We start from the raw sequence: 8,133 nt of genomic DNA, 5'->3' as shown, positions 1-8,133 counted from the left end.
CATGTCAAAAAAACTAGCATTAATTGCATTTGTAGTCTCTTTAGGAGGATTTTTATTTGGTTTTGATGCTGGAATTATTTCTGGAGTCATGTCGTATGCAAGTCCAGAATTTCAATTAACAGAACTTCAAGAAGGTTGGGTAGTGAGTTCGCCCTCTTTTGCAGCCATGATTGCCATGTTATTTTCTGGGAGATTGAGTGATATTTTTGGTAGAAAAAAAATCTTATTGATTGTGGCATTTTTATATGCTTTGTCTGCATTATTATCGGCAATTGCCAATTCTTATGAAATTTTATACATCGCAAGAATGATTGGTGGTTTGGCTTTTGGAGCAGCTTTAGTATTAGCGCCCATGTATATTGCCGAAATTTCTACTTCAAAAAATCGAGGAAAATTAGTAGCAATTCAGCAATTGAATATTGTTTTGGGATTTTTTGCAGCTTTTTTAAGCAATTACTTTTTCAACAAATACAACACTCCTGAAAGTTCTTTTTTAACCGATGAAAATGTTTGGAGGTACATGTTGGGTGTTGAATTGATTCCTGCAGTATTGTATTTTATCTTTCTATTTTTCGTTCCAAAGAGTCCAAGATGGTTGTTTTTAAAAGACAAACCTGAAGAAGCAAAATTGGTGCTCATCCAAATTCATGGAAAAATTACTGCGGAGGAAGAAATTGCTGCCATCGAAAAAAACGTGACAGACAATACGAATACATCAACAATAAATATCAAAGATCTCTTAAAACCAGGGTTGAAATTTTTGTTTTTAGTGGGTTTGGTCATCGGAATTTTGCAACAAATCACAGGAATTAATGCCGTTTATTTTTATGCCACTTCTATTTTCAAACAAACAGGAATTGGCACAGACGCTTCCTTTTCATCAGGCATTTTATTGAGTTCTGTTTCCGTCATTTTTACGATTATTTCTATGTATTTGATTGATAAAACTGGTAGAAGATCACTGTTATTAGTGGGCACTTTTGGCATTGCTTTTAGTTTGATTTTATGTGCTTACGGATTTCAAAAAGCCACCTATCAATTGACCACAGAAAAAATAAATTCTTTGACTTTTGAAGATGCTCCCAAATTGTTACCCATAGCAAATACTGTTTTTACGAACGATTTGGATTTTAAAAACGCAGCAAAATCATACTTAGGAAATAGGATATATCAAAAAAATGATGGTGCTATTTTGGAAGTTGCCACAAATATCAATGCAACCTTGGTTTTAGTTGGAATTTTAGGATTTATTGCTTGTTTTGCATTTTCATTGGGCCCTGTAATGTGGGTATTATTATCCGAAATTTACCCTATCAAATATCGTGGTTTGGCAATTGGCATTATCGCATTTATCAACTCTTTAATCAGTTCTTTGGTGCAATTGGTTTTCCCTTGGGAATTGTCAAATTTTGGAAATGCGTTGACCTTTTTTATCTTCGGATTTATCGCGTTGATTGGGTTTTTTGTGATGCTAAAAATCGTTCCAGAAACCAAAGGAAAATCGTTGGAAGAAATTGAAAGAGAGTTTGTGAAAAGTGGTTTTTAAATCTTTTCTTTAAAATAAACTTAATAATATCATCGTATTAGATGTACATATTATATCATCCCATAAAATACCCAACAGGTGAATATAATTTGATAAAATTAAATAGCTACGATCAAAAATAGCAACCAATATTTTTAAAACTTTGATGAAAAATTATTCATGCAAACCCTTACTTTTCAAATAGGTAAGAAGAACTATAAATAATATCAATATAAAATGAACAATTTGTTTTTGAACAAATACCCTTCCCGTTTTTGAAAAAGGATTGGGATTCTATGATCTTAATATTTTTGATTTTATTGAAAAAAATAAAAAACAACTATCATTTTGAAAATGAATTGATTGAGTTTTGAAATCATACTTATTGTGTGTAATGTATTGATAATGATCAAATTAAATTTTTTTTATCCGAAAAAAGATCAAATATTTGCTCAAAAATAATGGATGAACGTAACATTTGAAAAAGCAAAAAACACAACGATTGAATGGTTAACGCCACCTGAATTGGTAAAAATGTTAGGGGAATTTGATCTAGATCCTTGCACACCAATTTCTCCTCCTTTTGTGCATGCAACATCTAATTTTAATTTGAATGATGATGGTTTGACCAAAGAATGGTTTGGCAGAGTTTACATGAATCCTCCTTATGGAAGAGGAATGGAAAAATGGATAGAAAAATTAAAAATACACGGAAATGGAATTGCGTTAATTTTTGCAAGAACAGAAACAAAATGCTTTTTCAATCATATTTGGGAGGATGCTGATGCCATTTTATTTGTAAAAGGACGCATTAAATTTTATAATCTTCAAGGAAAACAAATGGGCACTCCTGGCGCACCAAGTATTTTTATCGCTTATGGAAGTGAAAATGCAATTGCTTTAAAGAATTCAGGAATTGCTGGAAAGTTTATCAAACTAAAGTAATTCATGTACGATAAATTCGGCAACATTAAATTCAGCATCGATAATCCAACTATTTTCTTTCAATAATTGAACAATGGCATCATCTTCATTCACTGCATGTTCAACAATACCTAATACTTGAAGATTTTCAACTTCAAATTCCCTGTTTGGCGCAAAAGTTTCTCCTTCTGGAGTGAGTATGATGTATTTTTTCATTTTTTTCTATAAGTTCCTCTGCTAACAAATTCGATCAAATCTTTATCTCTTAAAACTTGTAATTGTTGTCTTATTTTATCTTTGATAAATTGGTTATTTGGATATTTTGTTTTGAGTTTTTGCTCAAATTGATACATTTCATCAAGCGTAAAAGTATCTTTTTGAATCAAATCTACACAATTCATAATGTCTAAAATCCACCCTTTGGAAGCCCTATTTTTTGTGCGCAAAAACAACGTTTTATGGAACGTTTCTTTCACAGTTTCAGGAGCTATTGTCCTTCCGTTTTTTATCAAAAATACTTTTCCAGCGGTGGCAATTTTTGAAATATCAATATTGCAACCAATCCAACCTGCTCTTTTTGCAGTATCAGAAAGTGGATTTCTTTTGATGATAATTTCGGTAGTAAAAAATTGTTTTGGGATGATTAAAAAATTCTCAACAGACCATTGTTTTGAATAGGTTAAAAAGAAAAAATTCGGATTTTGATTGGAATTGATTCTTTCAATCATAGTGGCATAAGCTCCATCATTGATGGTTGTTGAAAATTTTCCGTTTTTGCTTTTCAATTCATATTCCTCTGAACACGTGTTACAATAAAAATCAGCAACAGGCCTATTATTTTCAAATTCATTCAAAGACAATTCGCCACAAGAAGGGCAATAGGAATTTTCTTTAACCCAATGTTCCGTTAAAACTCTCGCAATTTGGGAATTACTTGAATATCCAGTGGCTAATTTGGTGTTGAAATTTAAATTCATGCAATGTTTTCAAACCGCTAAAATACACAAAACAACTTTGTAATTCACAGTGTTAAACTGTTTTAAAATGCCATAGATATGTAACTTTTGTTGCATTTCATTTCAATTGTATATCGTAATTTTACGATTGAAAGAGTAAAAAAAATTTACTGCAACAATTCATTAGAAGAAGCCTTTTCGTCAATGCCGATTTAAATAAACAAAAAATGACCAAAGTAATTAAAGTTTTAGGAACAGGTTGTGCAAAATGCAAGTCAATGACGAGCGTTGTTCAAGAAGTAGTGTCAGAAAATAAAGTGGATGCTACCATCGAAAAAATTGAAGACATTATGGAAATTATGAAATTCAATGTCATGACAACTCCAGCTTTAGTGATAAATAACGTAGTTACCATCAAAGGAAGAGTGCCTTCAAAAGAGGAGGTTTTAGCATTGTTACATACATAAACAATGACCGATTTAAAAAATCAAAATTCGTTATTGTTTGAATACTAAATGAGGTGAAAAATAAATCATGTTCGATTGGATACAACATTTGGCAGATTGGCTCGTATATGAAGTCTTTAATGTAGAGAAAGGACAGCATTTGGCAGAAGCCTTGAATTTCTTTTTTTACGACACCACAAAGATTTTAATCTTACTTTTCGTAGTGATTTTTTTTATGGGAATTGTCAACAGTTATTTTCCCATAGACAGAGTCAAAAATTTTTTGTCACGAAATAAATTATATGGGTTAGAATACCTCTTGGCAAGCCTTTTTGGAGTAGTAACTCCTTTTTGTTCTTGTTCTTCAGTTCCTTTATTTATTGGTTTTGTAAGAGGTGGAATTCCATTGGGGGTAACCTTTGCTTTTTTGATTACTTCACCTTTAGTGAATGAAGTAGCAATTGGACTTTTTATTGGATTATTTGGATTAAAAACAACCATTATTTATGTCATTAGCGGTATTTTATTAGGAACCATTTCTGGGATGATTCTTCAAAAATTAAAACTTGAACGCTTTTTAACACCTTGGGTAAAAGAAGTTCTTGCAAATGCCCAAAGAGAACAAGATATTTTTAAAGCAGAAAAACAAACGCTCAAACAACGATTGCCCATTATTTGGGCAGAAGTACTATTTATTTTAAAAGGGATTATTCCGTATGTAATTATCGGAATTGCCATTGGCGGAATCATGCATGGATACATTCCAGAAGGTTTTTTTGAAAAATATATGGACAAAGACAACTTATTTGCAGTGCCAATTGCTACTATTTTGGCAGTTCCAATGTATTCAAATGCATCAGGAATTCTTCCTATAGTTCAAGTTTTGGTAGCAAAAGGAATTCCAATAGGGACAGCAATCGCTTTTATGATGGGCGTTGTTGGTTTGTCATTGCCAGAAGCGATGCTCCTAAAAAAAGTAATGACGTTAAAACTCATAGCCATCTTTTTTGGCGTGGTTACATGTTGCATCATCATTTCAGGGTATCTATTCAACTTAATTTTATGAATAACCTGAGTTCGATTTAATTTTTGTTGTAATTTACTGATAATTAATTTTATAGTCCCGAAATTTTAGAGCTTTGAGAAACTTTGTGCCTCCTTTGTGTAACTTAGTGTAATAGTCCCGAAATTTCGGGACACAAAATTCTCAAACCTGACTGCCGCAGGCAGGGAAGACACAAAAAACACAAAGTGGTATATTTTAAAAATTAATGCTTTTGTTATTCAATAATTTATATATTGAACTCACGTTAAATAGGTAGATAATTTGTTGGGTATAATTAAATTTTAAAGTGAAATTGCCACGAATTCACGAATTATTTATGAACTATGAATTCCAATTTTCATCAAAGATGAAAACAATTATGGTGATGAAATCCTTAAAATTGGTGAATTTGTGGCAAAAAATCTATTTTTTTTGAATAAAATAATTACACCCAAGAGTTTCTAAATAAAAATTCCATTAACCTCCAAATTATAGGATTCAATCGTATATTTTAATTTTGCTACAAGTTGAAATGAAATTTTTTTAAACTAAATAATCAAAAATTTCAACAGATTTCCCTCAGATTTTGTACATTGCATCAGTTCTTTTTTCTACTGAAAAATTCAAAAATGTGGGCAAACGTACACTACCCAAAGCCTACTATAAAGCATAGATAAGGCATACTTATAGCATAGGTATAGCGTACTTATAGCGTACCAAAGCCTAGGATTCTCCATATATAAGTGCATACAGAGTGCATGCAAATCCAATCATACCCCTATTTTGAGGTAATCAAAATCCATTTTTTCCCTGAAATACTGTCTTTGGTAATCGTAATATTGGCTCGTTCTCCCAAACTTTTTACAATGGAATCTAATGTTTTCAGAGGATAAAGTTGTTGTTGATACACTACAATTTTTTGATTGCGAGAAGCTTCCATTCTCAGAATGTCTTGCATTGTATGTTCTTGGATGCTTGCTGGAAGTTCAATACGTGTTATTTTATCATAATCGAATTGACTTGTTTTACAAGCTACAAAAATAAAAACACTGATGAGAAATATCTTTTTCATGCTTTAAATGTAGGCTTTTTAAAACAGAAATGCAACCCTTTTTTGAACAAAAAACGGCCTTTCAAACACTCTCAAATTGCTCATTTTAGTAACTTCTTTGCTTTTAGCAAAAATTTACATACCACTTCTCACTCAGATTTTATATATTTACTGATTAAACAATATAAAAAAGTGTTTTTATAACTGTTTGAGAATCAAAATTATGAACTTTTTTGGTGAGTAGTTTTTTGTTGATTGTTTTTAATTTGTTACCTAAAAACCATCAACCAAAAACCAACAACCATTCAAATATAAGAATTACATGGCATGTGGAAGTTGTGGAACAACCGTAAATGGGGTTCCTAGAGGTTGTAAAAGTAATGGAAATTGTGGCACAGGCACCTGTGGAAGTGGCAGCGAAAAATTAGCTGTTTTTGATTGGCTGTCAAACATGACATTGCCTAGTGGTCAAGAACGATTTGATATTTTTGAAGTACGTTTTAAAAACGGACGCAAGCATTTTTATAGAAACGCTGAAAATCTCACCATTTCTATGGGAGACGTGGTGGCTGTAGAAAGTTCGCCAGGGCATGATATTGGCGTAGTTTCTTTAGCAGGCGAATTGGTAAAAGTGCAAATGAAAAAAAGAAATATCACACTTGATAGCGATGAAATAAAGAAAATCTACCGAAAAGCAACTCAAAAAGACATTGATATTTGGCAAGCAGCCAGAGATAAAGAAGAAGAAACCCAACGCAAAGGAAGAGAAATTTTAGGGCGTTTAGGATTGCAAATGAAACTCTCTGATGTGGAATATCAAGGTGATGGAAACAAAGCAACGTTCTATTACACAGCAGAAACAAGGGTTGATTTTCGTCAATTGATTCGCGATTTGGCTAGCGCTTTTTCAGTACGTGTAGAAATGAAACAAGTGGGCGCAAGACAAGAAGCTGCCAGATTGGGTGGTGTGGGTTCTTGCGGACGAGAATTGTGTTGTTCCACTTGGTTGACCGATTTTAGAAAAGTAACCACTTCTGCAGCTCGTTATCAGCAATTGTCCTTAAATCCGCTAAAATTAGCAGGACAATGTGGCAAACTAAAATGCTGTTTGAACTTTGAATTAGACTCTTATTTAGATGCTTTAAAACCATTTCCGAAACAAGAATTGGTGTTGAAAACAGAAAAAGGAGAGGCTATTTTTGTGAAAATGGATATTTTCAAAAACTTTTTATGGTACACATACAAAGAAGAAAGTTCCAAATGGTTTCGTTTAACACTCGAACATGTATTGGAAATTATTGAGTTGAATAAAAATAATGAGAAATCTGCTTCATTAGAAGAATATGAATCAGAAGTTGAAATTCCAGTAAAAGTAAGTTTTGAAGATGCAGTTGGTGAAGATAGTTTAACACGTTTTGATGTGCCTATCAAAAGCAATAGAAGAAAAAAATCAAAAAAGAAATTTACGGAAGTTGCTGAAAAATCAACTGTTGAAAATCCTCAAAAACAAGGAAATCAACAAAGAAAACCACAAGCACAAAAACCACAGCAACAGCCCCAAAAACAAGCACAAAAACCAACGTCTGTTAACAATCAAGAAAATGTAAATCAGCCGAATGCAACTACTCAAAACACCAATAAAAAAAGGTACAACAACAGAAATAGAAAAAATAGGAAGCCTAAAAATGATTCCAATTCGCAATCATAAAAGCATTTTTGTAGCATTGTTTTTTGCAGTCTCTTTTTTCTCTTGTGATGATACTATTGAGTTCATACAATTTGAACCGATAGAAAATGCAGCTTGGGATACTTCCAAAAAAGTGACCTTTGATTTTAGCATTCAGGATACCATTTCACCCAAAAATTTGTTCATCCATGTAAGAAATACAGGGGATTATCCTTTTAGCAATATGTATGTCATCACTACATTAACGTTTCCTGATGAAACAAAAGTGATAGACACCTTGCACTATGAAATGGCAGATGCCACAGGGAAATTTCTGGGAAAAGGAATTGCAGATTCTAAGGAAAGTAAATTATTTTACAAAGAACAAAAAATATTCCCCAAAGCAGGAAATTATCGATTTCAAATTCGTCAAGCTATGAGACAAAATGGCGAAGTACAACCATTACAAAAACTAAATGGAATTCAAGATATTGGATTCAGTATTGAAAAAGTGAACTAA

9 protein-coding genes are annotated in these 8,133 nt (G+C 32.3%); 6 read left to right on the top strand and 3 right to left on the bottom strand.

The genetic code is table 11. The features are described from left to right. Position 1 precedes the first annotated feature (1 nt). A complete protein-coding gene (locus IU405_RS01330; RefSeq protein WP_197436827.1) occupies positions 2-1,546 on the top strand; it encodes a sugar porter family MFS transporter in 1,545 nt (514 codons plus the stop codon). Positions 1,547-1,990: 444 nt separating this feature from the next. After that, entirely contained in the window at positions 1,991-2,470 is a 480-nt protein-coding gene (locus IU405_RS01325) for a DNA N-6-adenine-methyltransferase (protein ID WP_197436826.1), read from the top strand. Here IU405_RS01325 and IU405_RS01320 read toward each other — a convergent pair. Further along, complete coding sequence (locus IU405_RS01320; RefSeq protein ID WP_197436825.1) at positions 2,462-2,665, bottom strand: hypothetical protein; 204 nt, start codon at positions 2,663-2,665, stop codon at positions 2,462-2,464. The two genes, IU405_RS01325 and IU405_RS01320, sit on opposite strands and share 9 nt — an antisense overlap. Further along, on the bottom strand, positions 2,662-3,426 hold the full coding sequence (locus tag IU405_RS01315; protein WP_197436824.1) for a DpnI domain-containing protein: 765 nt from the start codon (positions 3,424-3,426) through the stop codon (positions 2,662-2,664). Before IU405_RS01315 ends, IU405_RS01320 begins: the two co-directional genes overlap by 4 nt. Positions 3,427-3,632: 206 nt before the next feature. On the opposite strand from IU405_RS01315, the gene IU405_RS01310 reads away from it, so the two are divergent. Further along, a complete protein-coding gene (locus tag IU405_RS01310; protein ID WP_197436823.1) occupies positions 3,633-3,872 on the top strand; it encodes a thioredoxin family protein in 240 nt (79 codons plus the stop codon). A gap of 67 nt (positions 3,873-3,939) precedes the next feature. After that, positions 3,940-4,917 (top strand): permease, encoded by a 978-nt coding sequence (locus IU405_RS01305; protein ID WP_197436822.1) that lies wholly within the window; start codon positions 3,940-3,942, stop codon positions 4,915-4,917. Positions 4,918-5,674: 757 nt separating this feature from the next. Here IU405_RS01305 and IU405_RS01300 read toward each other — a convergent pair. Next, on the bottom strand, positions 5,675-5,968 hold the full coding sequence (locus tag IU405_RS01300) for a hypothetical protein (RefSeq protein WP_197436821.1): 294 nt from the start codon (positions 5,966-5,968) through the stop codon (positions 5,675-5,677). Positions 5,969-6,269: 301 nt separating this feature from the next. On the opposite strand from IU405_RS01300, the gene IU405_RS01295 reads away from it, so the two are divergent. Continuing rightward, positions 6,270-7,655, top strand: coding sequence for a stage 0 sporulation family protein (locus IU405_RS01295; RefSeq protein ID WP_197436820.1), 1,386 nt, complete (start codon positions 6,270-6,272; stop codon positions 7,653-7,655). Then, a complete protein-coding gene (locus IU405_RS01290; protein WP_197436819.1) occupies positions 7,633-8,133 on the top strand; it encodes a gliding motility lipoprotein GldH in 501 nt (166 codons plus the stop codon). Before IU405_RS01295 ends, IU405_RS01290 begins: the two co-directional genes overlap by 23 nt.

The organism is Polaribacter sp. BAL334, assembly GCF_015767435.1.
Lineage (GTDB): Bacteria > Bacteroidota > Bacteroidia > Flavobacteriales > Flavobacteriaceae > Polaribacter.
Note: the sequence above shows the minus strand (reverse complement) of the source record. Positions and strands in the feature narration are given on the sequence as shown.